The sequence below is a fragment of the Hugonella massiliensis genome, from assembly GCA_001486445.1.
Lineage (GTDB): Bacteria > Actinomycetota > Coriobacteriia > Coriobacteriales > Eggerthellaceae > Hugonella > Hugonella massiliensis.
Genome location: LN908986.1, coordinates 718,288 through 741,043, shown reverse-complemented (window position 1 = coordinate 741,043; position 22,756 = coordinate 718,288). Strand labels below are relative to the sequence as shown.

Below are 22,756 nucleotides of genomic sequence, written 5' to 3'. Positions count from 1 at the left end.
ACACGCTAATTGTAAATATTAACAGTGGTGCCCAATGGTACCTGCGTGTAAATGAAATACGCATCTGGCCAGTTCATGCGAATGCACCCATGAGAGAGATGGTTGCCCAGCTCAGAAGTCGACCTCAAAATGCTATGGAAGAAATACCCTCCCCAAATGTTCGTGCAGTACATCGCAGAAGGCGTATCGCTCAGATGGGGCTTTCGATACTGGGTCGTATACGTACCGGTAATGGTTTGAGTGGATGGTTTGCCTGGCGTGCACATAACATAACGGTTTTCTGCCCAATGACCACGCCAGCCCGTGTAAACACCCACACGAGCGTTACCGCGATCGACCATAATCAGCCAACCAGTTCTACTGGAAAAACCGTTGGCGCGACTGTCCATATTTGCACGCGTCCAGTCGGTGACACGATATACCGAAGAAGCCTTGGTTCCTGCAAAGTTTCCCTTGTCGTCATAGACATCAACGTACACTGTGTATGACCCAGGCGCAGTCAGCGAAATAGTCGCATTGTTCTCACTGCTCTTCTTAGCAACTTCCCAATCAGACCAGTTGTTTTTCTCCCAAACAAATTTGAATGAGAAATTCTTCAGACCAGCACCCATGTTTGCGTAATAGACATGCTGAGATCCATTCCAATAATCATGAACGCCTTCAAATTCCCACACAGCTAAGGGCGCAGTAGAAGTATACGAAGCCCCGTGCGCGCCGATTTGATCGCAGTAAATGACGTAATTACCGGTCGACCCCGGCTTCCAAGACGCCACGTTTTCAAACGAGGAAGACTTAATCACTCCCCAAGAGGACCAGTTGTCCTTCTCCCATACGAACTTGTACTTCACGTTGCTCTGAGCGGGGTCTATCCCCCTAGCAGAAAAACTTGCTGTGGAGCCGAGCCTTATCTGGCTATCAGCAACCTTCACAGGAGTAACGACGAAACCGTCGCTCCCGGAAATGAAAACAGGCAGGGAAACCGTGCAAACGTTACCAGCAGAGTCCCGAATGTCGCAGTAGACGTCGGTGCGCCCCTCCTTATTAAAGGAGTAGGTTGACGCCTTGGAGAACGGCTTTGCAACCCCCCACTTGGCCCAGCCTCCCTGCTCCCAGACCCACTTGTAGGTCAGGAAGGCCGTCTGGCCGGAGGCCTTCGGGGAGAGCGTGGCCGTGCCGTCCGCGCCGAACGAGGCGGACAGGCCGGACAGGGACCACTCCTCGGGGGCCACGCGGGCGGAGGCCGAGGCGGTGCGCGTGGACCTGCCGTCGGACACGTCCACGTACCACTCGAGGTCGCCGGACTTGTCCAGGGCGTAGGTGTAGGACGCCGCGCCCTTCTCCATTGGGGCGAGCACGCCCCACTCGGCCCAGCCCGGGCGGGTCCAGACGTACTTGTAGGAGAGGCCCGCGGGCGCCTTGCCGACAAGGACGGGCTTCACGGTGAGCTCCCTGCCGAGCTTCGGGGACGCGGAGAGCTCCACGCCGGAGACGCCCCACCATCCCGCGGGCTTAACGGTCACCCTGGCCGTGTCGTGGCGCACGGTGCCGTACCGGTCGCGCGCGTCGAGCCACACGGTGTAGTCGCCGGGCTCCGAGGGCGCCCAGCTGGCAGAGGAGGAGGCCTGGAACTTCCGAGCAACGCCCCACTCGGCCCAGTCCTGCTTCTCCCAGACGAACTTGTACTCCAGGCCCGCCTCCGACCCGTGCGACGCGAGGGCCTCGAGGCGCACCGAGTCGGGCGCCACGGACAGGGACGGGGCCGAGAGGCTCGCCGACCAGTCCGCCACGTTCACGGCCGCGGTCTTGGTCTCGGACCTCGAGCCGTCGGTCGCGTCCACGTAGAAGGTCAGCTGGTCCGCCACCGGCACCCGGTAGGTGTAGGACGCCGCGCCCCCCTGCATGGGGGCGAGCACGCCCCACTTCGCCCAGTTCCCCTGCTCCCACACGTACTTGAACGACAGCTTCGACGCGTCGCCCTTCACCTTGGGGGCGATCGTCACGCTCTGCCCCAGGTCGGGCGAGGCGTCGGAGACCTCCACGCCCTCGAGGGACCAGCCCGTGGCGGGCGCCTTGGCGGCGCGGGCGGGCGCGGTGCGCGGGAGGGCAGGCTGGGCGGTGCCGGAAGGCGCTGTCACCCCTTCAGCCAAATCTTCGTTGGAGGAACTCCCGCTCGAATCAGGAGCGTTCAATGATTGGGCGTCGGCGTTCGGTTCTGCAGCCAAGCTATCTTTGCCCGAAACGCCTTCCGTCATTATTTGGCAGCCATCGCCAGAAGATGCCGTGACACGGTCCCCGTCATCGCTGACAGCATTAGCATTAACGTCTTCCGGAAACGCCAACGCAGGGTCGACAGCTCCGCGCACAGGCGCTTTGTCGGCTTCCCGGTTTGATGAATCCGTATCAAGCGATTCGTTCTGTATCGTCCCGGCAGACTCTTCATCGCCGATCTCATCGGCATACGCTGAGAAGGAGAAGCAAGTTAGCGCAACGAGCAACGAGAGGATCAATGAAAGGATGCCCGCACGAGCTTTCGCGGTCTCGAACCAAAATCTCATATCCGTTCCTTATGCCGTAATTAAATTTTGCATTCTAACAGTCTAGAAGACAGGTGCTTCCTGACTCACGTTGAGCTGCGGTAACGCGCGGCCGTCGTCAGCAGATGGCGGACCACCCTTTCCGTTTCGGGCCACCTCTCGCTCGCCTGCTTCACCCTGAACAGGTAGACGTACCAGTTCAGATAGGACTGCAGGTTGTCCATGCTCATGCCGTTGAAGCGCCACAGGTAGCGCTTGATCCACGAGCAGAGGCTGTTCACCATCTGCATGCCCTCGAGGTACTCCGGGTCGCGCACGTCGGCCTTGTGCGCCTCGTCGGTCAGCCCCGCCTTCCGGATGAGGACGCCATGCGACTTCTCCCGGTCGTGGACCATGTGGGGCCCCGGCGCGATATGCGGGAGCATCCCCTCCTCCATGCGCCTCGACGACGGCTTCCCGTGGCCGATGACGACCGCGACCGGGTTCTTGTGCACGTCGATGGCGACGGCGATGCAGACCTTCTGCTTGGAGAGGCCGCGCTTGCGCGCCTCGCCGTAGCCGTGCGAGAGGTCGGTGTCGTTGACGTAGGTCTCGTCCAGCCAGGACGTGTCCCTGAGCACGATTTTGTCCTGGTAGCCGTCGACGGTTGCGAAGATGCGGTGGCGCCACTCGAAGGCGGTCTGGTGGGTGATGCCGCACAGCTCGGCGGCGGCGTCGAGCGGCACGTTGAACCTCATCACGTTGACGAAGCCCACCCAGGTCGGCATGCCCTTCTTGGAATGCTCGAGGACGGTGCCGGTCAGCGAGTTGAACCTGCACCCGCAGGAGCGGCACTCGAACCGCTGCAGCCCGGAGTCGGTGAATCCGTCCCTGCCGGGGTCCGGGAGCCCGCACCTGGGGCACGGAGGGTTCGGACGGTAGATGGCGGCGGCCTCGGCGAAGGTGCCGAAGCCGTGCCTTTCCCGGCACTCTCGCTCGGATACGGCGGAGGAGAGGCTTCGGAACTCGCCGGCGTCGAGCGGCGACACGAAGCCTTCGTAGGGGTTCGCACGGGTCATGGCGGTATCCTGTCCGCCCAGATGCCCACCCGACAGGATGTCGCCAAACAAAGAACCAGGTGGGCACCTGGGCACGCTCTTTGTTGGCGGCAACATCATATCAAGCCCGCGGGCGCGAGGGCCAGATGTGCCGAAAACAGCACCCGTCTTCTAGACTGTTAGAGAAAATAATAATCGAGCTGCGATCAGAGTCTGGCACTCGATGCTTCCAAATGGCTACGGTTACACAATCCCCAAATCATCGCGATCTCGCAGCATGATAGCCCGAAGCGAGGGTACGCGGGACGCCAGGTAGTACAGCAGCCCGCCGAACAGAGCCGTGAAGCCCGAGCCAGTCGTGAAGTAGAACACCGAGCTCTGCACCTCGCCCGTGATGGGGTTGTACACCATGAACAGTGCTACGAACAAAGTGATGGCAATCGTCAGCACGCCTATCCAGTTCACGCCGCCTTTGAAGTCGTAAGCGTCGTGCCCGGGACGGTAGTAAAGGCTCTTCAAGCTGAACTTGCGCTTTCGAAGGACGATGTAATCGACGAACATGATGCCGATGATCGGCCCCTGGATGTACGCCGCAATCGAGATGAACTGCCCGAAATTTGCAGTAACCTCGCCCGAATAGGTGAGCACCGCCACATAGATGCCCGACAGGAGCACGAGCACCTTGTAGTCGACCTTCGGCCACGCCGCCTTGAGCACCATGTCGTTCACGTAGCCGCCCACCGCCTGCGTTCCGATGTTGGCGAAAGCCACCAGCATAAGGGACAGGAGCGCCACCTGCGGCCCCAACGTGGCGAGCATCACAGTGGGATCGCTCACGTACTCGCCCGTGGTGATGAACATAACGATGGCCATAACCGCGCCGATGAAAACGAAGAACGGCGCCACGACAGCATAGCCAGCGAAAGTGCCCCAGTAACCGGCGCGCTCGGTCTTCGAGAGGCGCGGAAGGACGATGGCCTGAGTGCTCCAGCTGAAGCTGAACGCTACCATGCCCTCCGCCGCCATGGCATACGCCTCAAGCCCGTTGCCGTCAACCGCGGAAAGGTCGGGCTGATAGGCGGCAATCTGGCCGAACGGCGCCACAGTGAAGCACATGACGAAGACGATAGCGCCGATTGCCAGCAGCAGCGTCACCAAGATGCGGCTCGTCCACTTGATGGCAGACGGCCCGGCGATAGCCAGGAGCGAGCCGCCCACCACGCTCAAGATGGATATCCAGCGCACCGCCTCGTCTGGCAGGACGATGCCGAACCCTGCGCAGATCTGCGCGATGGACGACCCGAACATGTTCGCCGCCACCGCGTACCAGAACCAGTTGCCGAGTATGACGAGCGTCGCGAACACCTTCACGCCGTTCTTTCCCAGCACAGCGCGCAAGTACACCCATAGGTCGACGCCGTATCGCACCGCGAATATCACGGGCAGGCATTCGAAAATGAGGAAGAACCCGCCCATCGCGAAGGTCACGATCAGCGACTGCCAGAAGTCCAGATAGCTTGCCGTGAGAGCGCCCTGCGAGTAGCACCACGTGGCGATAGCGAAACCGCTCGTAACCAGCAAGGTGTCCCAGAACCCATAGCTGCGCTCTGATTTCTTTACGGGAACCAGCCCGAAGATGGTCTCTTGGTTCACGTACTCTTCCATGGTCTGCTTTGCCATGTCGCGCTCCCCTACAGAAATTCGCCCACGACCAGCAGGAGCAGGCTCACCGCCGGAATCACCGCGATCAGCACCCAGTCGATCCTCCCCAGCGGGGCCGGGAACTGGTAGCCGGGCTCCTCCATCAGCGCGAGCCGCTCGTCGACTTCTCGGTCCAGCTCTTGCTCGAAACTCTCTTGCGCCATCTTTCCCTTCCCTCTTTATCGTTCGTACATGTCGAGCGCGCGCTTTCCGTACGCTTTCGCGGCCCGGTACCATAGGTAGAGCCACTCGCCCACAGGGTCGCCCTCCGACTCCTTGAACAGCGCCCACACGTACCAGTAATACGAGGACAGCCCTACGTACGCCGTGCAGTGCCGAAGCTCGGACGGGCTCGGTTCGCGCCCGAAGTACTCCGCGATCGCGCGCTCCGCCTGCTCGAACCCGTAGCCGCTGCAGCAGATGAACGTGCCTAGGTCGCTCGCGTAGTCCCCCATCGCCGAGTACTCCCAGTCGATGAGCTCCATTCCTCCGTCGTGCACTAAGAAGTTGGGTCCGTACATGTCGTTGTGGCAGAGGCAGGGAGCGACGCCGTCGGCTGATACGTGCTCGTGCAGGCTGGAGGCCCGTGCCTCGAGCAACGCGAAGTCGGGCGGGAGCGGGTACCCCCTGCCCTCAAGCGACTCGACGATTCCCCGCGCCTTTTCATAGACGTCGAAGGACCATTCCGATTCTGCTGCCGCCCCGTGCAGGATCCGCGCGATGCGCATGGCCTCGCCCACCTGCCGCGCGTCCCCGTAGTCGAACGGTGCGCAGCCCTCTACGTAGCGGGAGAGCTTCCACCCTTCCGCGGGGTCCTCGTAGACGAACGTCGAGTCGATGCCCAGATTGCGGGCTATCTGCTGGGAGAAGGTCTCGCTCGCACGGTTTATCAGATGCTCGGTGCCCGCGCCCGGATGCCGGTACACGTAGGTCTCCCCCCGCAGGCCGAACTTGAACGACAGGTTGGTCAGCCCCTCCTTGATGGGGGCTATGCTTCCCAGCTCGCCGCGGTCGCAGCCGAAGTAGCCGCAGATGTTGTCCAGGATCGCCGAGTCCACGTTCTCGAGGAAGTCCTGGTCGAACTCGCGCAGGTCCTTTATCGAATCGAACTCGTAGATGGTCCCCGCCGGGTAGTCGCGCCGCACCATGGGCAGCTCGCGCAGGTGGTCGATGTAGATGTCCTCCCACAGCTTGCCAGCGGTCTCGGGTCGCTCGTACTCGGACTCCAGGATCGCCACGAACGCATCCGAGAAGCTGCGGTCGAAGTACGCGTGCCCGATCATGCACCAGGCGTCGGCGCCGCCGTTCGGGTCCACGCGCTCGATCCGGTTGCCGGGTCCCACCTCCATGACGTACTCGTCGGTTGGCCCCTCGAAGAACTCGGCCGAATAATAGGCCTGGTACACGTATGGCTCGAACGGGTTCTGGGTGAAGTAGTCGTCCGAAGAGCAGATGTAGGTGTTCGACAATCGGTCGCGGATCAGGTGTAGGGAGGAGTTGTTGTTGCGTTTGGCATACTCCCGGTTCACCGCGATCTTCACGCCGAACATGTCCTCCAGATAGAAGAACGCCTCCTTCATGTACCCCACGACCACCGTAATGTCCGTGATCCCGGCTTCTTGAAGCTGGCGTATCTGCCGTTCTATGAGCACCTCGCCGCGCACGGTGAGCACTCCCTTGGGCTTCTCGTACGAAAGCGGCACGAAGCGCGAGGAAAGCCCAGCCGCCATTATGATGGCGTTGTCAACCTTGTAGGGCTCTAGCGCAGCCGTTCCTCTAGCCGTCAGCTTTCTTTCGTCGTCGATAAGCCCCTCCCTGCGGCATGAAGCCAGCGTTGAGTTCACCGTCCCCAGCGATATACCACACAAACTTGCGATTTGGCGCTGTGAGATGGGCCCTGCGCCAGCATGGCGTAGGAGAGAGTAAAGAATCGTGAACTCGTTCTTTCTCAAAGGCATGCGTATCTCCTCACCGAATCACTCGCACGTCGGTTCCTGCGTGAAAATCCTCCATCACGCCGACGATCGCCTCGCTCACTGCCGGCTCTATATAGGATCCGCTGCCGCCCGACATGATCGAGCGCAGGAACGTGACGAGCTCGTAGCGGATGCCCTCGCCGTCGAGCTGGTAGAAGTAGCGGCGGTTCCGGGACTGGTCCTCGAAACGGAGCTCGAAGTAGTCGGTCTTCCACCATGGCGCCGGGACGTATGCGTAACCTTCGGTGCCAGTAACCACCAGCGAGCCCTCGGACTTGGCGCCCTTGCCCACCTTCACGCTCGCAGTCGCGCCAGGGTATGCGAAATCGATCTTGGTGAAGGAATCGTAGCAGCTCGCCTCGTCGGCGAAGAGCGTGATTATGCGTTTCTCGGTAAATCCCGTACCCAATATCTGGAACACGGGGAGCATGCCGGTCGGACCCCATTCGCACATACTGTTCTGGTTGCGCTCCATCGCAGCCCTATCGGAGAAGTCTGCGGGGCGCAAAGAGGTGCAGGTGGCGTCGACCGACACGACCCTGCCTATCCTGCCGCTCTGCACGAGCAACAGGAGGCGAGAGTACGCCATCGAATACGCCGTCTTCATCGCGTCCACGAGCAGGCACTCGTTCTCTTGAGCACGTGAGCGTAGTTCAACGTACTCGCCACGACTCAGCACGAGCGGAGACTCGCAGAGCACGTGCTTGCCCGCCGCGAGGGCCTGCTCGATGATCCCGTAGTGCTCCGAGGGGTTCGCCACGACGGCCACGGCGTCGACCTGCCCAAGCAGCTCGCCTAAATCCTCTGTAACGCAAGGGAGCTCGCGCATCTGCTGCGGTAAAGCGTCGGCATCCCTCGTGCGCACGCCCACGACCTCGATGCCGTTCACGTAGCGGCTCTGTTCCAGCACCTTGTAGATGTACGAGACGTCGCCCACCAGCCCGAGCCTGAGCTTGTTGGCCGCCGTGCGCAAATCCGTGCTCGAAATACCCTCGGTGCGGTCGAGGTAGACAACCTTGCACCATTTTTCTAGATAGTCGAAGTGGCCCTTCCAGTCGGACCCGACGGTGAAGACATCCACCCCGTAGCGGCGTATGTCGTCGATCTTCTGGCCAGCATACTCCTCGACAATTACCTCGTCGGCGATGCTGGTGGCCCTCACCGCCTCGAGGCGCTCTGGAAGCGACTGCTGCACGTTGATCTTCCCGCGCGAGCGATCGAAATCGTCGCTGGTCACACCAACGATCAGATAGTCGCCGAGCGCTTTCGCGCGTTCGAGGAGGCGGATGTGACCGCGATGGAGCATGTCGTAAGTGCCGTACGTAATAACCTTGACCATGGCCGCCACCTACAAGATGCCCTTGGCGCGCAGGTCCCTGAGCGCGTCCGCCAGCTCCGCTTCATCATCTGCCGTTATCGAGCCGATGTGCCCCACTCGGAGCATCTCGTCGGCACGGTCTCCCCCGTTGGGGCACACCCAGATCCCGTAATCGTCCTTGAGCGTAGAGAAGACCTGTCGCGCGTTCCCCTTGGGCGCCCTCACGCCCGTCACCGCGTTGGAGGGGCTCTCGGCCACCACCTCCAGCCCCAAATCGCGCGCAAGCGCGCGGAACCGCTGCGCGCGCCCGGCAATCCGTTCTTGCTCGGCTTCAACCCCGCCCGACGACTCGATCCGCCTGAGCCGGGCGTTGATCTGCAGAAGAATCGAAACGGCAGGGGTCCAAGGCGTCTGCCCGCGCTCGCCGTTCTTCAGGGCCTCCTTCAGGCTCAGGTACATGCACGCCTCGTCGTTCGAATAAACGCGCTCGACGGCCCCCGGGGAAAGCGCCACAACGGACACGCCAGGTTGCACCGCGAGGGCTTTCTGGGAGCCGGTGATGACGACGGCGGCCCCGAGCCCCTCCATGTCGAGCGGGTCCGACAGGAACGCGCTAATGGCGTCCACCACCAGCATGATGCCGTTGTATTTGCAGAACTCCGCTATCATCGGCATGTCGTAGAGCAAACCGGACGAGGTCTCGTCCATGTTCACGAGCAAGGCGGTGCATCCCTGCCCCGCAAACGCTTCAAGCTGATCAGCTCTCAGCTGATGGCCGAATCCCACCGGAACTTCGGTAACCTGCAGCTTGTGCAGTCGGCACAGCTGGACGAATCGCGCTCCGAAGCTGCCACCGTTCACCACCAGCACTTTGTCCGCAGGAGACAGCACGTTCATGACCACCGACTCCATGGCGCCAGTCCCCGAAGCGGTAAGGAACGCGCATCGGCTTCCCTCAGGTGCGTTCAGAAATCGTAGCATCAGTTCCTCGTTCTCCAGCATCATCTGGGAAAACTCAGGCGTTCTGAAGTACGGAGCGGACTCGGCGGAAATATCGAGAACTTCCCTGCTCGACATAACCGGCCCAACGGTGAAATTTAGCATTTGACCTCTTAACATGGTGCATCGGTTTTCATGCTCAACAATCCATCACTACGTGAAAATGCGCCATACGGCAACTTCCTGTTGTTACGAAAACGAAAATCTATACTATATGTTCATTACCCTACATACCTACTCTTATATTGAACATTAGTATAGTTAGTAGCTGCATGCGACAACGAAACAGCAGATTTAGGTCATATTCGCAAACTAATAATGAAGTTAACACCTCCACTTTACGTAACAGTGTCTGTAAAATAGTCATTCGATTGTGTGAGCCTAAAACTGATCGTAAACGGCCTCAAGCGCCGCCACTGATTTTTTCCAGTTGTACTCACTCTCTACTATTTTCTGAGCACGTCGGCCCATTTGTCTACGATCGCCATCGGGAAGATTCAAACAATTATTTAAGGCATTCACCAATGCCCCACTTTCACCCGAAGGCAAAATCCAACCGACGGACGGTTCAGGAATAAGTTCGGTTGCGCCACCTACATCAGTAATGATTGACGGCACTCCACAAGCGCCCGCCTCTAACAGGGACGTGCAAAAACCCTCCGACCGTGATGGCAAACAAAAAACAGAGGATTGCTGAAGCAGAGAAGAGATGTCAGACTGATCGAGAGCACCTAGCAACATTACATTTCTCGGCGCTTTTTCTTCAAGGCTTTTACGGAGCATACCGTCACCTGCTAGCAAAAACTTTATCGAGCCATTCGACTCGAAGGAACGCGCCGCTTTTAGTAATTCATTACAACCTTTTTCTGGCGCCAGGCGTCCCACATAAGCGACTATCTTAGAAGAACCTGCTTCTTCGTGGAAATCTCTATCTGAAGCTATTCGCCTATATGCTTCCGCATCTATTGCATTAGGAATTACATACTCAGTCTCAATGCCGAAGTGTCCAAGCCAACGCACACTCTTTTCCGAGATGCCAGCAAAGACGGGGCCATACGACTTTACTTTTTTAGTTATCAGATGCTCGTATCGCTCAACAAACGTATCAACAAATGCATTTCCAAATGTTAGATGAGCAGAGCCATGGTCAAGCACAACAGCTGGTATATTTAGCGACTTTGCAAATTCCAACCCATCAATTGAAAGAGGAAATAACCGCGTGTTTACCAGTACTCGATCCGGCTTTTTGTCTGCTGCCTCATTGAGCAAACGCCGGAATTGGCCTCCGTGCTTTGACAAAGGCAGCCTCCCCGAAAGTAGTGAATAGCAGGGAACGCGGAATATTTCTACACCATTTTCTAGGAATTCAAATTCTTCGACTTTACCAATCTTGGAAGTAATTACGCATACTCGATTACCATCTTCGACAAGCGCATTGGCAAGATTCTTCGTAAAACTTTCAACCCCTCCGCGTTGTGGGTAAAACCGATGAGAAAACAACAAATACGTAGGCACTTTCCACTTCCTCCGCTCCGGTTATCTTCTGAACTCTTTTCCTGCAAGCTGGCTATTGTTGTTGCTTATCCGCAATAGAATGCACCAGCATTTATGAGATAGTATGACCAGCATCGAGCTCTCGAGCCAAAGTTATATTCCCATAAGCTAGACACGGTAATTAGGAGATTGCAATGTCCGAAACAAGCAAATACGACAAACTTATCCCCTTGCATAGTGTTCTAATAATGATGCTAAAGGATTTCATCAAAATCTGCGAAGATTACGACCTGAAATGGTACGCACACTACGGCACCGCAATCGGGGCATTACGTGAGAAGGGGTTTATACCCTGGGATGAAGACGTCGATATACTCATGCCGAGAAACGACTTAACTCAATTCACCGAGATTGTTATAAATGATTATTCGGATAAGTACGAAATGATAAATTCGGAAATCAACGTGAATTATCCGATGGCTACCACACGAATGATGCTAAAGGGCACAAAGCTTGAAGACTCTTCCCTTGCTACGATGGAATTTCCTTCAATGATCTTCCTCGACTTATTTCCTCTGGACAGCATTGCAGACAATAAAAAAGATCGGAAAGAACAGATTCGGAAAGCATGGCTTTTTAATAAGCTGCAGATCATTAAGTTAGTCAGGCACCCCTTTATTGCAGGCTCTGGGTTCAAATCAAAATTTCTTAAGTTCGGGGTCAAGCTTCTGAGGACCGGCTTCAAGGTACCGTTTATTCAAAAAATGAATTTCAATAAAAAAGCATTAGATTGGCAAACCAAGTATGACGACCTAGAAGATACCAAATATATTGGCTTTCTATGCGACACCGCCCCTACTATGGATCTTTATTTACGAAGCGATTTCGAACCCGCTAGGTGGATGGACTTTGAAGGAATCCAGCTCAGGTTCCCCAACAAAATAGAGAAGCATTTAACGGAACTGTACGGTGACTATATGACACCGATAGACGCTAGCAGACGGGATGACCATTTCCCCGATATCCTCGACTTAGGCCCCTATTCCAAGGAATTCGGTTCCCTGGAATAGGGATCGCAGTTTCAGATACCGGCGATGAAGCCGTTATCCGCTCAGACTTTCGACCTATTGTTTGCTTATTGATACGACTTTTCTTAGCTAGGACATTTTCCGTAAATGAGAGAGCTGACCCCAAAAGAAAATTTGATCTGGAACACCGTTGGCTGCCTTATTTATCAAGCCTGCCAATGGCTCACTACTATTGTTGTAGTTACGTTCTCAACTTCCTACGTAAATTCAGGCTATCTAGCATTTGCCATGGCAACAGGAAACATCTTTACCGCTCTCGCAACGTACAACATGCGAACCTATCAAATATCTGATACTAACAACAAATATACGGCCAACGAATATGTTGGTTTCCGATTAGCAACTATCGGTATTTCATATTGCGTCTTTCTTATTTATACGATTTTAGTCTCGCCAGACTTCTTTACAATTCTTACAGTCCTCTGCTTCCTCCTTTTTAAAGCAGACGAAGCGTTTTCGAATGTCCTATACGGGATCGATCAAAAAGCCTCCCGGATGGACTTCATAGGCATATCTCAAATGATACGAGGTGTATTATCAATCGCCGTCTTCTCTGCTGGCCTGGTGATATTCAGCAATCTCCTTGTTTCAATACTCCTCATGTTTATTAGCTGCTTGTTTGTCACAATAACTTTCGACATCCCCCACTCAAAAAAGCTATCCGATTTACAACCGAGACTCAGCAACAATAGGTTTCGAGAGCTACTTAAAATATGTTTTCCATTAGTCTTGTCTCAAATTCTTTATGGATTGGTCGCAACAATCGCACGCCAGTGGTTTGCAATACAGTACGGGACAGAAGCACTAGGTATATATGCAGCCATTGCAACACCTTGCGTAATCGTCCAGGTTATGGCCACCTATCTCTACAGCCCATTCCTAGTACCTATATCGTCAATGTATGCGAAGCACAACGTAATTGGAGTAAAACAATCAACGGTAAAACTAATATTGTTGATTGCCTTCGTTGGTTTGTTGTGCACAATAGCTGCGTACATTTTCGGTGATGCAGTTTTGAGCTACGTGTTTGGCAACGATATTCAAAGCTGCTCATGGCTTCTCACACCAGCAATGGCAGCAGCGACTTCCATGGCAATAGCATCCTTTATTACGGATATATTTATTGTCCTCAGAAGGCTAATGGAGGCAGTTGCCATTTCCGCCATATCGTTTATCTCTTGCGTCCTTTTCATGAACGTAGCATTCCATCTTTGGTATATGAACGGAATCAATATCGTGACATTGGCATCATTTTCGATTGGAATAATCTACGGGTTTATTCGACTCATATATATATTTTCAACCAAACCCTACGTAAACGGACCACATGAATGATAACCCCCGACATATTGGCTGTTCTCATTTCACATGTGTACGTTCGTAATGGTCCAAACGGTCATAGGCAATCTGTTCAGATAGCTCCCTGACTTTAGTCTCAAGCTCCGATGCGTGCCGGCTTGTAATAAACCCCTTCACCAGCAAGACAAAGATGAAGAAGAGCATGATGAAGTTGATAGGAGCTTGAAACCCCAGCACGTCGGCGCACCAATAGCCGATCTGGGGGAAGACGCTCAGCAGCAAGATGAAGAACGAGAGGACGACCCAGAAAAAGGCGTCTTCGATGCGCATCTTCGCTTTCTTCACGCTGCGCGTAACGAAAACGGTTAGCCCGAGAGACGCGAGAAACAGTATCAATTGCAAGTAGATAGACATCGAAAGCCAGCCTTATCGGAAGTATTGGATGAACAGGACGGAAAAGAACATGTGTGTCATGTATCTCATCGAGGCCTTTACGTTCAGGTAGCTTTCGCCTGCGAGACGGTCGGCCATCTGCACCTGCACTTCTGCGACCTTTGCGCTCTTCTTCTTGATGAGATACGAGATGGTATCAGGCTCGGGCCCCATGTTCGGCCCGAACGCCAGCTCTTTGATCATCCGGCGGTTATAAGCCCGCATGCCGGACGTTGGATCCATGATCCGCACGCCCGTGGTCATCTTGATGATGTTGCTGATCATGTTGCTGCCGACCATGCGCATGCTTTTCGGCTTTTCTTCTGTGACGAAGCGTGATCCGATGACAATGTCGTTGTCGGCGATCTTGTCGACGAGCGAGGCGATATATTCGGGCCGATGCTGTCCGTCGCCGTCGATTTGGATGGCGCAATCGTACCCGCGCATATAGGCATACTTCAAACCAGCCTGGAACGCACCGGCCAACCCGAGGTTGATGGGAAGATCGAGGAAACGGTAGCCGCGCCTACGGCATATGTCACCAGTCCCGTCTTTCGATCCATCGTTGACAATCACGTATTCATATTGCGGGTAATCGCTGACGATTTCATCGATTACCCGCTCTATACTTCCCTCTTCGTTGTACGCAGGAATTATTAATAGAGTTCGCATATTTTCACCCTAAACGATTACTTCCTTCAACAAGAGTTCCACTAACTACTCTTTCCGTTTTACAACAGCATGGATGGGACGCATCAGGGCGTTTCCTATCCGATAAGAATTAGAATCGTAAACCGCATGAAGCTGAGATTTCAAATCCTTCTCTACGGCTTCTAGCGAGAGAATCCGGTCACTACATTGCCCTATTTCGAGCCGAAGATTTCTCGTGTCCTCTTCACCTTTTCTCACCTGCTTTTCTAGCTCAGCTATCCTCCTATCCTTAAGCTGACTGCTGTATCGCTCCTTTAAGCACCGCTCTTTAACGCTAACCATTACCAAATCTTGCAGGTTACGATTTGGCGCCTCATTCGGCACCCTCCCCATAAGGTTTCCAATATCACCGGAATCCACAGCATCTATAATGCTTTTCCATAATCCCTGAAAATCAATTAGGCAGACCTCTCCAAAACGAGCAAGAGAGTTCTTCCCCATTTTTTTTCGTAGAGGCCCATCTCCCAGAATCGTGATTAGATGCTGCGCCATCTGCTCTACATCGCCAACCGGCGCAATTAAGCAGCCTTTGTTGTTTTGGAGAAGCTCTAAATAATTCAAATCATACGAAACAACCGGCAATCCCGAGCCCATAGCTTCAGCAAGCGTTAAAGCAAAACCTTCGTACGATGAAGTTAATAAATAAACATCAGAATTTTCGTAATAGCTGGTTGGATTCTCCAAGAAACCTGTAAAGCTAATACTGTCTTTTGGTACCATTAATTGTTCATAAGCATATCTAGCCAATGATTCAGGTTCATTGGCTCCTTTGTCAGAATTTCCCCCAATGACGGTTAGACGCGCATCGGGAATTGCTTTCGTCACCAATGAAAAAATCTTGACCGCTTCATACGGTCTTTTCTCATCGCTAATTCGGCCAACCCAGACAATATTTTTTCCCGTCTTTCGCGAATCGCTTTCAACATATTGAATTGTATGTATTCCGGCAATTGGATTTGGAACAACAATTGATTTCTCGTTATATGCTTTAAAGAATTCGGCTGTGGCTGAATTAACTGAAACAATCGCATCGGAATTCTCCGCAATCCAAGGAAGCGCCCTTGATAAATAATCAGCTATAGGGTCATCAAACCAGCTAAAGAAAATACTATGGGTATGCAAGATAAACGCTGATCCTAAGGTTTTTAGCGACCAGCAATCGAACTGTGCCCACCCTGAAACCCAAGAGCTATAGATAACACAATCTAGATTTTCAGCCTTGACCTCATGTCGCCAGAAGTTGAACCTCTTTGCTTCTTCCCCTTCTGCCGAAGGAAGTACCTTTCTCGTCACGCCTTTTGGCAGAACTTGATCCTGGTCCGTGGGCTCATCGTTTGTATATACAATTACTCGGTAAGCAAGTTCATGCAACAAGTTTGCTATGCAAGCAACAACAGATTCGGCGCCCCCAATACCAAAATGGTCATATTGCAAACCGACCGTTTCTATTTTTCTAATTTTAGTTGAACTGAATTTTGGAAATCTTATCTTATTGTCCAAATCGATTGACCAGCGTTGGGGGATTTCAGCACTCATCTCTTCACCTTACGGTATGATTGCGTTGCGAGACTGAATGAAGAAGCTCGCACTCAACAGTAGTTTTCATTCTTATAACATGAAAACTATTCTAAGCAATGGGTCGGTTATGAGGTCGCATGGAACCTAAAGTTTCACTAGTAATACCTTGCTACAACGTTGAAAAATATGTTTCGAAATGCCTTGATAGCGCATTGGAGCAAACGCTTGCCGATATAGAAATTATTTGCGTTAACGATGGTTCAACAGATGGAACGTTGAGCATTCTTCGTAAGTATGAATCATCAGATGGGCGCATAAAGGTTATCGACAAGCCCAATGAAGGCTATGGCGCAACGATGAACAAAGGCTTCCAAGCTGCCACTGGCGAATTCCTAGGCATTTTAGAGTCCGATGATTTCTTAGATTCAGACGCACTTGAATATCTCTATAACATCGCCGTGAGCAACAACGCCGAAGTAGTAAAAGCTAATTTTTATTATTATTGGTCAAACCCAGAAGAACAGAATTATAATTGCGACCTGATTGACGAAGAAGAAAGCGAAAAGATTATCGACCCGCATATCGTACCGCACATCTTCTTTGTTAAGCCCTCCATTTGGTCAGCGGTTTATCGTCGCACTTTCATTGAAGAAAATAAAATAACCTTTAACGAAACACCTGGCGCTTCCTACCAAGATGCGTCCTTCAATTTTAAGGTTTGGCTCTACAGCCACAGAGTGTGGCTCACGAGAAAAGCCTTCTTGCATTACCGTCAAGACAATGAGTCTTCTTCCGTTAACTCACCTGGCAAAGTGTACTGCGTTTGCGATGAATACAAAGTTATGAGAGAGGCTCTTGACTCATACCCCAATCGAAACGAAGCGGAAAAACTTATTCCGATTCTGGTCAAGATGAAATTTGATACCTACATGTGGAACTACGAACGTTTATCGCCAAAATTGGGCCGTGAGTTCTTAAACACTATGCGCGATGAGTTTGTGCTCCATATCGATTCCGGAGAAATTGACTGGTCTCTATTCGATCAGGCAAAACGCAAACGGCTGGAATCTATTATCGAAGATCCCCAATTCTTCCACATGACGCATCAGGGTGCCGCTAAGGAGTCAGATAAGCTTGCAACTCTGAAACGTTTTTACACTCAAGGCGGAATTTCGTACGTAGGAAAGCTCATTAAATTCAAGTCACAGACGAGGTAGAAATGCCCAAGTTCTCAATAATCGTCCCCATCTACAATGTAGAAAATTATCTCGCACAATGCCTCGCGTCCATACGGAAACAAACGTTTACCGACATTGAAGTGCTATGTGTAATTGACGGCTCCCAGGATAGGTCAGAGCTTATTGCCGAACAATTCGCCATGGCAGACGACCGTTTCCACGTCATTAATAAAGAAAATGGAGGATTATCCTCTGCGAGAAATTTTGGGATAAACCACGCAAACGGGGACATTCTTATTTTTGTTGATTCCGACGATGAAATAGAGCCGCAGACCTGTGAAGTATTAGCTCGTTCTTTTTCAATGGACGACCCGGAAGTTGTTACCTATGGCGGTTCTATAAACCCACCTTTCTTTTCGGATTCGTGGACAGAGAACACACTCACTACCAACGATAGCTTCTACGAAAAATTTGACGTAGACGTCCTTTTCAAAGAACATTCGCACCCTTTCGCGTGGCGAACTGCCTTGAAAAGGGACTTCCTTGAGAGGACCGGCATCCAGTTCGACGAATCTGTACCTTTTGGAGAGGACCAGATTTTCCACTTTGCAATTTATCCACGCGCCGTTCGGATCAAATTCATTTCCGACAAGCTATACAAATATCGCGTTAGACGTTCTGGTTCGCTAATGGCAACAAGAATGGGCAGTCGCGGTACGAAACTGCATGAGCATATCAACATCGCCGATAAGATATGCGCCGATTGGAATGAATCTGGATACCTCGAGCAATACAAAAACGAACTTTTTAGCTGGATAACCGAGTTTCTAGTATATGACTGCATCCATATGGACGAAGCTAGCAGCCTTGAGCTCCTCGCTGAAATTAGGCAGCTCTTCAGAACATGGTTCGACGAGAATGCCATCCCTTCTTGCTTCGATCGCAAAGCTAATGAATGTGCATCCATGTTGCTTCGCGGGAGCGCGCTATCAGCAGTTCGTGAGCACTACCTTCTTGGAGAAAAATCACGTAGCCGTTTTATCCCATCGCATAAGAAGCAAAAGGAAACGAATGTAAGCACTCTCAGCTCGCAGGAAATCGAAATGCGCGCTGAGTGGTTTGCGCAAGATGCCGCATCTTGCGCTAGGGAACTCGAACTCCTAAGTCTAGAGCTAAAGTCCAAGAATTAGAGTTGGCCGAAGATAACATGTGGGCTCAACTCATCATTGCAATCTTTGTATCTTGCTTAATCGTCTATATCCCTGGGTATTTACTATTTCGGGGCGTCGGCATTAAACCATTAGAGGCATTTACTTTTGCTCCTTTCGCGTCTATTTCTTTAGTTGCCTTCATACCTATTTGCTATGCAAAGCTTGGAGTTCAATCTTCATTCGTTAGCGTGCTCATACCGGTATTAGTCCTATCGATTACGTTATTCCTTATACATGCGACGAAAGCGCTAAGAGCAGGCGAACGGGTTTTTCAATGGCAGCTCGTTGGGCAAAAGGCAGTAGTAATAGATGTTATTCTTTATATTTGTGTCGGATTTCTAGCGACCTATGTGATTTTTATTTCCCAAATTCAATTAGCTGGCGCTTTTAATCAGTCGTACGACAACATGTTCCATCTCGGCGTTGTTCGCGGTTTCCTGGATTCGGGAAATTGGAGCTCGCTTGAAGCTAGCACCTTTATGACTGCCGAGGACATCGCCATTTCACCGCTGCACATCACCTCAGGTTTTTACCCCTCAGCCTGGCACGTTGTCTGCGCGCTAGTGGTTCAGATCACCGGATGCAGCATTGCTGTCGCCTCAAATTCTGTTAACACCCTGGTTTGCGCGGTAATTTTTCCTCTATCGATATTTTCATTTCTAAGAACTCTCGATGCCGAAAACCATGTCGTAATCCGGTTGGGTGCATTTGCATCCGTAACGCAAGCTGCATTCCCGTGGGCGTTTATCACACATGGGCCCCTTTATCCAAACTTGCTCTCAATGTCTATGCTGATGGCATTTCTCGGATTGTTTATTTTGGCAACAAGAAATGCCGAGTTCCGAACGATAAAACTCTATTTTTTGCCATTCGTTCTGGCACTGATGTTCTTTTTACTAGTGCAACCAAATACGGCCTTCAGTGCGGCCATCTTACTAGTGTCATATTGTTCGCAAAAGATTTTTGAGTACGTCGCTAATAAGCAATCAAAGGCGCGCGGATATATCTGCGCTTCGTTATTTGTCATGATTGTATTAGCAGCCTGGTGCGCAATCTACAAATCGCCGCTTACTGCCGGCGTAATGGGGGATTTGCAAGTTCCTACGCAAACAAAATCAAACGCTTTGGCGAGCCTGCTCGTATTGGATATCAATCAGTTAGGCCCGCAATACCTCGTGATGATTGCCCTTATAGTTGGGGTTTTCACCTTGATTGTAAGAGGCAAAGACCGATGGATGGTATTTTCGCTTGCAATTGCTGCAGTATTTTACTTTGTAAGCGTTGCATGCAGCGAAGCGGGATTTGCAAAGCGGTTCCTTACTTGTCTTTGGTACGGCGATCCTTATCGTTTGTCGGCTCTATTGGCGATTATGGTTATCCCGTTATCATCGATAGGTGCGGGAACTGTGTTCCAGAAAATTTTTAGCTTATTCCAAAGCCGCGCCGCATCAGCCATAACCGCATCACTAGCAGCGTTCATTTTACTACTATCGCCATTCATCCCCGTTACATATGCTCTTAATGGCGCAGTGCAGAAATCAGGAGTTGCATACCAGCAAAACCTCGGCAAAAAGGTGTTTTCAGAGTCATCGAGCCAGGTACTGAGCAAATCTGAAATAGATTTTGCAAATGAAGCACTATCCATTGTTGGCGCAAACGACATTGTGCTAAACGAGCCCGATGATGGTAGTGGATTTTTATACGGTATTGACGGAATGAGAACATATTACCGGAACACCCGTCCGTATGGAACAGATTCAGAAACAGAGGAAAGCTCCCTTATCCGTTCTAGTTTATCTTCAATCCAATCTAATGAGGACGTAAGAAAAGCAGTAGAGAATCTCAACGCCCATTATGTTCTCCTTTTAGACCAGGGCGATAATATGGTCGATAAAGACGGTTCTGGAAAACTATTTACATGGGATTGGTATTCATATCAATGGGAAGGTTTCAGGACAATAACTGATGATACCCCTGGCTTCGAGATTGTATTATCAGAAGGAGATATGCGCCTGTATCGAATTACTGTCTAATAGAATTCATGCACGTTAGGAAAAACATGATTAGCCAAAAGCGAATTTATAAATATGATTTTCTGAGGACCATTGCAATAGCTATGGTAGTTGGAGTTCATTGTCTCGCTTTTACTGATAATGGATGGGCTCATGACGATCAGTACTACGTTGTAATGAGTAGCCTTCTATTTACGGCTAATAGCCTATTTTTCATTATGTCGGGTAAATTCAATTTAAAAGAGAAACCCGGTTACCCCCTTCACAAACTATATTTCAAAAAAGTGCGGAACATTCTACTTCCGGCATTGTTATATATGTTTATCGACATTGCATTTACGCTCTACATCATCCCCGGTACCGAAGGCGGCAGCGTCCTCCATTTGTTTAAGACTTATGTTATTGGAGCTGTTGACACTCTAAGCGGGACCGTTTATTGGTTTGTGATGCTTCTCTTTGGCTTCTTGCTTGCCTCCCCATTCCTCGCTCATATCTTTTCGCATTTGAGCGAAGCCGAAACAAAAGCTTTTGCCATTCTTGGCATGCTATGGTGCGCCTTCTCCTACGTCTGCAAAAATCTAGGATTAGAGTTTGGTTGGAGCTACGTATTTACTAACTTTTTCTTTGCGTTTTGCATGGGCGCAATCCTTACAGAAGAGAGAGTAGCGACCTTTAGTAAGAGTACGATTAGGCTTGTTATCGCCTCGTTAGTATCCTGGTTCTTTGCTGCTCTGTTGCCGTTAGCCGGGTGGACTGCGGGGGCGTATGATACTTCACCGCTCTATTACTTACTTTCGTTTTTCGTATATCTCCTGCTTCTTTCGATAGGAGAGAAAGCAAAACCGAATGACTTAGTTTCATTAATTGCAAAACATTCATATGGGATCTACTTGGTGCACTTGCTGCTAATGAGCATCTTCCTAACCTACTTGCCAAGAGTCTATGGAGCGCCGTCAATTCTTATGCATATAGCAGGAACCGTACTCACCCTTTTCAGCGCACTATTAGTTGCAATTGTCATTGACAAAACACTAGTAAAATGGCTTCAAGCTATCGCTGATGTTATTTTCAATAAAGTTACGAAAGAGACCGTGAAGTGAGCCTGAGCTAATCGGCGGGCTAATCAGATGTGTGGCACCTGGGCAGTTCGTCTGATGCAAACGACCGTGACTGAAATACCTCATTGGAGTCACACTAATTTTCGAACCACACCTTTAACGAAGTTCTGTGTCCCGTACTCCTTCATCCGGTAGCGGACCATGGCCGACTTGATTTCGCGCTCCGACGGGAACGTCGGTGAGTCGGCCATCTTCACGGCAACGGACGCAAGCGATTCGGCATGCCCGGGCAGCTGCTTCAGGCACGTGCCGAAATCGGAGACGTAATCGCGCCAAACCTGCACAAGCTCTTTCGCCATGGCATCCCGGGCGCTGCGCTCCTGGCAGAGAATACTGTACAGCTCGAACTTCACGCTCCAGTTCAGCAGCGGCGCTGGCCATCTGTTCATGAGCCCATGCCCAGCCCAGTATTGAAACACCGCCCGCGTAATCGCCAGGTTCTTTTCGACTTTACGCGCATCGTCAGCAGTAGCATCGTCCATCAACGAACCCGACCTGCTTAAACGATACAAGTACAGCTTATCGGGAACAAGCTGCACGCCCCGCGCCTGCGGGTACAGGGAGAAGAGGAAGAGCTGGTCTTCGCCAAACTTGAGCGATTCGTCAAATGCGAGCCCCGTGCGGTCGAGCGCCGATCGCTTCAAGGCCACGCGCCATACGTAGGGCGTGCTGCTCTCCTTGAAGAGAAGGTCGGGCTGGAAGGTGTTGTAGCGGGCGTCGCGCGGCGAGAGCACCTGCTTCATCCACGGGTCGGTCGTGGCTTCCGGGAACGTGCCGGCCCCGAACACCACGACCTCGGTCCCGAACTTGTCGAGCTCTTCGACGATCCGCTCGCAAGCGTTCGGCTCGAACTTGTCGTCCGAATCGAGAAAGCAAACGTACTCCCCCGTCGACATGCTGATTCCCGTGTTGCGGGCGCCCGAAAGCCCCTTGTTGGCCTGGTTGACCACGGTGATCCGCTCGTCCTGGTCTTGGCAGCGCGCAAGCACCTCGCGCGACCGGTCGGTCGAGCCATCGTTCACGCAGACGATCTCGATGTCACCGAACGTCTGGCTGCGGAGCGATGCCAGGCACTCATCGAGACAGTCTTCGACGTTGTAGACGGGAACGATTACGGAAAGCTTCGCCAC

Annotated in this window: 18 protein-coding genes; 6 read left to right on the top strand and 12 right to left on the bottom strand. The window is 52.1% G+C overall.

The genetic code is table 11. The annotated features are described in order from the left end of the window. Window positions 1–5: 5 nt before the first annotated feature. The 8 genes from BN3270_RS05730 to BN3270_RS09310 all read right to left on the bottom strand — a co-directional run bounded on the left by BN3270_RS05730 (window position 6) and on the right by BN3270_RS09310 (window position 11,080). Complete coding sequence (locus BN3270_RS05730; protein ID WP_058986189.1) at window positions 6–2,555, bottom strand: L,D-transpeptidase; 2,550 nt, start codon at window positions 2,553–2,555, stop codon at window positions 6–8. 65 nt (window positions 2,556–2,620) lie between these two features. Then, window positions 2,621–3,592, bottom strand: a complete 972-nt coding sequence (locus BN3270_RS05725) for an IS1595 family transposase (RefSeq protein WP_058986188.1) — start codon at window positions 3,590–3,592, stop codon at window positions 2,621–2,623. A 222-nt stretch (window positions 3,593–3,814) separates the two neighbouring features. Next, window positions 3,815–5,251, bottom strand: coding sequence for a purine-cytosine permease family protein (locus tag BN3270_RS05720; protein ID WP_058986187.1), 1,437 nt, complete (start codon window positions 5,249–5,251; stop codon window positions 3,815–3,817). A gap of 11 nt (window positions 5,252–5,262) precedes the next feature. Further along, window positions 5,263–5,436, bottom strand: coding sequence for a hypothetical protein (locus BN3270_RS09500; protein ID WP_156411860.1), 174 nt, complete (start codon window positions 5,434–5,436; stop codon window positions 5,263–5,265). A 15-nt stretch (window positions 5,437–5,451) separates the two neighbouring features. Further along, the gene (locus BN3270_RS05715; RefSeq protein WP_058986186.1) at window positions 5,452–7,230 is read right to left on the bottom strand and encodes a phosphotransferase; all 1,779 of its coding nucleotides are present in this window, start codon (window positions 7,228–7,230) and stop codon (window positions 5,452–5,454) included. 10 nt (window positions 7,231–7,240) lie between these two features. Next, on the bottom strand, window positions 7,241–8,587 hold the full coding sequence (locus BN3270_RS05710; protein WP_058986814.1) for an adenylyltransferase/cytidyltransferase family protein: 1,347 nt from the start codon (window positions 8,585–8,587) through the stop codon (window positions 7,241–7,243). Between the two features lie 9 nt (window positions 8,588–8,596). Continuing rightward, window positions 8,597–9,670 (bottom strand): pyridoxal-phosphate-dependent aminotransferase family protein, encoded by a 1,074-nt coding sequence (locus tag BN3270_RS05705; RefSeq protein WP_271711935.1) that lies wholly within the window; start codon window positions 9,668–9,670, stop codon window positions 8,597–8,599. 276 nt (window positions 9,671–9,946) lie between these two features. Then, window positions 9,947–11,080, bottom strand: coding sequence for a glycosyltransferase family 4 protein (locus BN3270_RS09310; protein WP_082673391.1), 1,134 nt, complete (start codon window positions 11,078–11,080; stop codon window positions 9,947–9,949). A gap of 173 nt (window positions 11,081–11,253) precedes the next feature. Here BN3270_RS09310 and BN3270_RS05700 point away from each other — a divergent pair, with 173 nt between their 5' ends. Then, complete coding sequence (locus BN3270_RS05700; RefSeq protein WP_058986184.1) at window positions 11,254–12,129, top strand: LicD family protein; 876 nt, start codon at window positions 11,254–11,256, stop codon at window positions 12,127–12,129. A gap of 105 nt (window positions 12,130–12,234) precedes the next feature. Continuing rightward, on the top strand, window positions 12,235–13,482 hold the full coding sequence (locus BN3270_RS09495) for a lipopolysaccharide biosynthesis protein (RefSeq protein ID WP_148335496.1): 1,248 nt from the start codon (window positions 12,235–12,237) through the stop codon (window positions 13,480–13,482). Between the two features lie 24 nt (window positions 13,483–13,506). On the opposite strand, the gene BN3270_RS05695 is transcribed toward BN3270_RS09495, so the two are convergent. Genes BN3270_RS05695 through BN3270_RS09305 form a run of 3 tightly spaced genes read right to left on the bottom strand, consistent with a single transcriptional unit; the run spans window position 13,507 to window position 16,125 of the window. Then, window positions 13,507–13,860 (bottom strand): DUF2304 domain-containing protein, encoded by a 354-nt coding sequence (locus tag BN3270_RS05695; RefSeq protein ID WP_058986183.1) that lies wholly within the window; start codon window positions 13,858–13,860, stop codon window positions 13,507–13,509. Window positions 13,861–13,872: 12 nt separating this feature from the next. Then, window positions 13,873–14,550: a glycosyltransferase family 2 protein gene (locus BN3270_RS05690; protein WP_058986182.1), complete on the bottom strand. Its 678-nt coding sequence runs from the start codon at window positions 14,548–14,550 to the stop codon at window positions 13,873–13,875. Between the two features lie 45 nt (window positions 14,551–14,595). Continuing rightward, window positions 14,596–16,125, bottom strand: a complete 1,530-nt coding sequence (locus BN3270_RS09305; protein ID WP_082673390.1) for a glycosyltransferase family 4 protein — start codon at window positions 16,123–16,125, stop codon at window positions 14,596–14,598. 119 nt (window positions 16,126–16,244) lie between these two features. On the opposite strand from BN3270_RS09305, the gene BN3270_RS05680 reads away from it, so the two are divergent. Genes BN3270_RS05680 through BN3270_RS05670 form a run of 4 tightly spaced genes read left to right on the top strand, consistent with a single transcriptional unit; the run spans window position 16,245 to window position 21,608 of the window. Beyond that, a complete protein-coding gene (locus tag BN3270_RS05680) occupies window positions 16,245–17,324 on the top strand; it encodes a glycosyltransferase family 2 protein (protein WP_082673389.1) in 1,080 nt (359 codons plus the stop codon). Between the two features lie 2 nt (window positions 17,325–17,326). After that, complete coding sequence (locus tag BN3270_RS05675; RefSeq protein WP_058986179.1) at window positions 17,327–18,475, top strand: glycosyltransferase family 2 protein; 1,149 nt, start codon at window positions 17,327–17,329, stop codon at window positions 18,473–18,475. Window positions 18,476–18,477: 2 nt separating this feature from the next. After that, on the top strand, window positions 18,478–20,529 hold the full coding sequence (locus BN3270_RS09490) for a DUF6541 family protein (RefSeq protein WP_148335495.1): 2,052 nt from the start codon (window positions 18,478–18,480) through the stop codon (window positions 20,527–20,529). 26 nt (window positions 20,530–20,555) lie between these two features. Continuing rightward, entirely contained in the window at window positions 20,556–21,608 is a 1,053-nt protein-coding gene (locus BN3270_RS05670) for an acyltransferase (RefSeq protein WP_058986178.1), read from the top strand. 89 nt (window positions 21,609–21,697) lie between these two features. Here the strand turns inward: BN3270_RS05670 and BN3270_RS05665 are convergent, their stop codons facing one another. Further along, window positions 21,698–22,756, bottom strand: a complete 1,059-nt coding sequence (locus BN3270_RS05665; RefSeq protein WP_058986177.1) for a glycosyltransferase family 2 protein — start codon at window positions 22,754–22,756, stop codon at window positions 21,698–21,700.

Bases quoted from the DNA above. Each gene is read 5' to 3' on its own strand.
- BN3270_RS05730 (WP_058986189.1), bottom strand. From the start codon at position 2,555: ATGAGATTTTGGTTCGAGACCGCGAAAGCTCGTGCGGGCATCCTTTCA.
- BN3270_RS05725 (WP_058986188.1), bottom strand. From the start codon at position 3,592: ATGACCCGTGCGAACCCCTACGAAGGCTTCGTGTCGCCGCTCGACGCC.
- BN3270_RS05720 (WP_058986187.1), bottom strand. From the start codon at position 5,251: ATGGCAAAGCAGACCATGGAAGAGTACGTGAACCAAGAGACCATCTTC.
- BN3270_RS09500 (WP_156411860.1), bottom strand. From the start codon at position 5,436: ATGGCGCAAGAGAGTTTCGAGCAAGAGCTGGACCGAGAAGTCGACGAG.
- BN3270_RS05715 (WP_058986186.1), bottom strand. From the start codon at position 7,230: ATGCCTTTGAGAAAGAACGAGTTCACGATTCTTTACTCTCTCCTACGC.
- BN3270_RS05710 (WP_058986814.1), bottom strand. From the start codon at position 8,587: ATGGTCAAGGTTATTACGTACGGCACTTACGACATGCTCCATCGCGGT.
- BN3270_RS05705 (WP_271711935.1), bottom strand. From the start codon at position 9,670: ATGCTAAATTTCACCGTTGGGCCGGTTATGTCGAGCAGGGAAGTTCTC.
- BN3270_RS05700 (WP_058986184.1), top strand. From the start codon at position 11,254: ATGTCCGAAACAAGCAAATACGACAAACTTATCCCCTTGCATAGTGTT.
- BN3270_RS09495 (WP_148335496.1), top strand. From the start codon at position 12,235: ATGAGAGAGCTGACCCCAAAAGAAAATTTGATCTGGAACACCGTTGGC.
- BN3270_RS05695 (WP_058986183.1), bottom strand. From the start codon at position 13,860: ATGTCTATCTACTTGCAATTGATACTGTTTCTCGCGTCTCTCGGGCTA.
- BN3270_RS05690 (WP_058986182.1), bottom strand. From the start codon at position 14,550: ATGCGAACTCTATTAATAATTCCTGCGTACAACGAAGAGGGAAGTATA.
- BN3270_RS09305 (WP_082673390.1), bottom strand. From the start codon at position 16,125: ATGAGTGCTGAAATCCCCCAACGCTGGTCAATCGATTTGGACAATAAG.
- BN3270_RS05680 (WP_082673389.1), top strand. From the start codon at position 16,245: ATGGAACCTAAAGTTTCACTAGTAATACCTTGCTACAACGTTGAAAAA.
- BN3270_RS05675 (WP_058986179.1), top strand. From the start codon at position 17,327: ATGCCCAAGTTCTCAATAATCGTCCCCATCTACAATGTAGAAAATTAT.
- BN3270_RS05670 (WP_058986178.1), top strand. From the start codon at position 20,556: ATGATTAGCCAAAAGCGAATTTATAAATATGATTTTCTGAGGACCATT.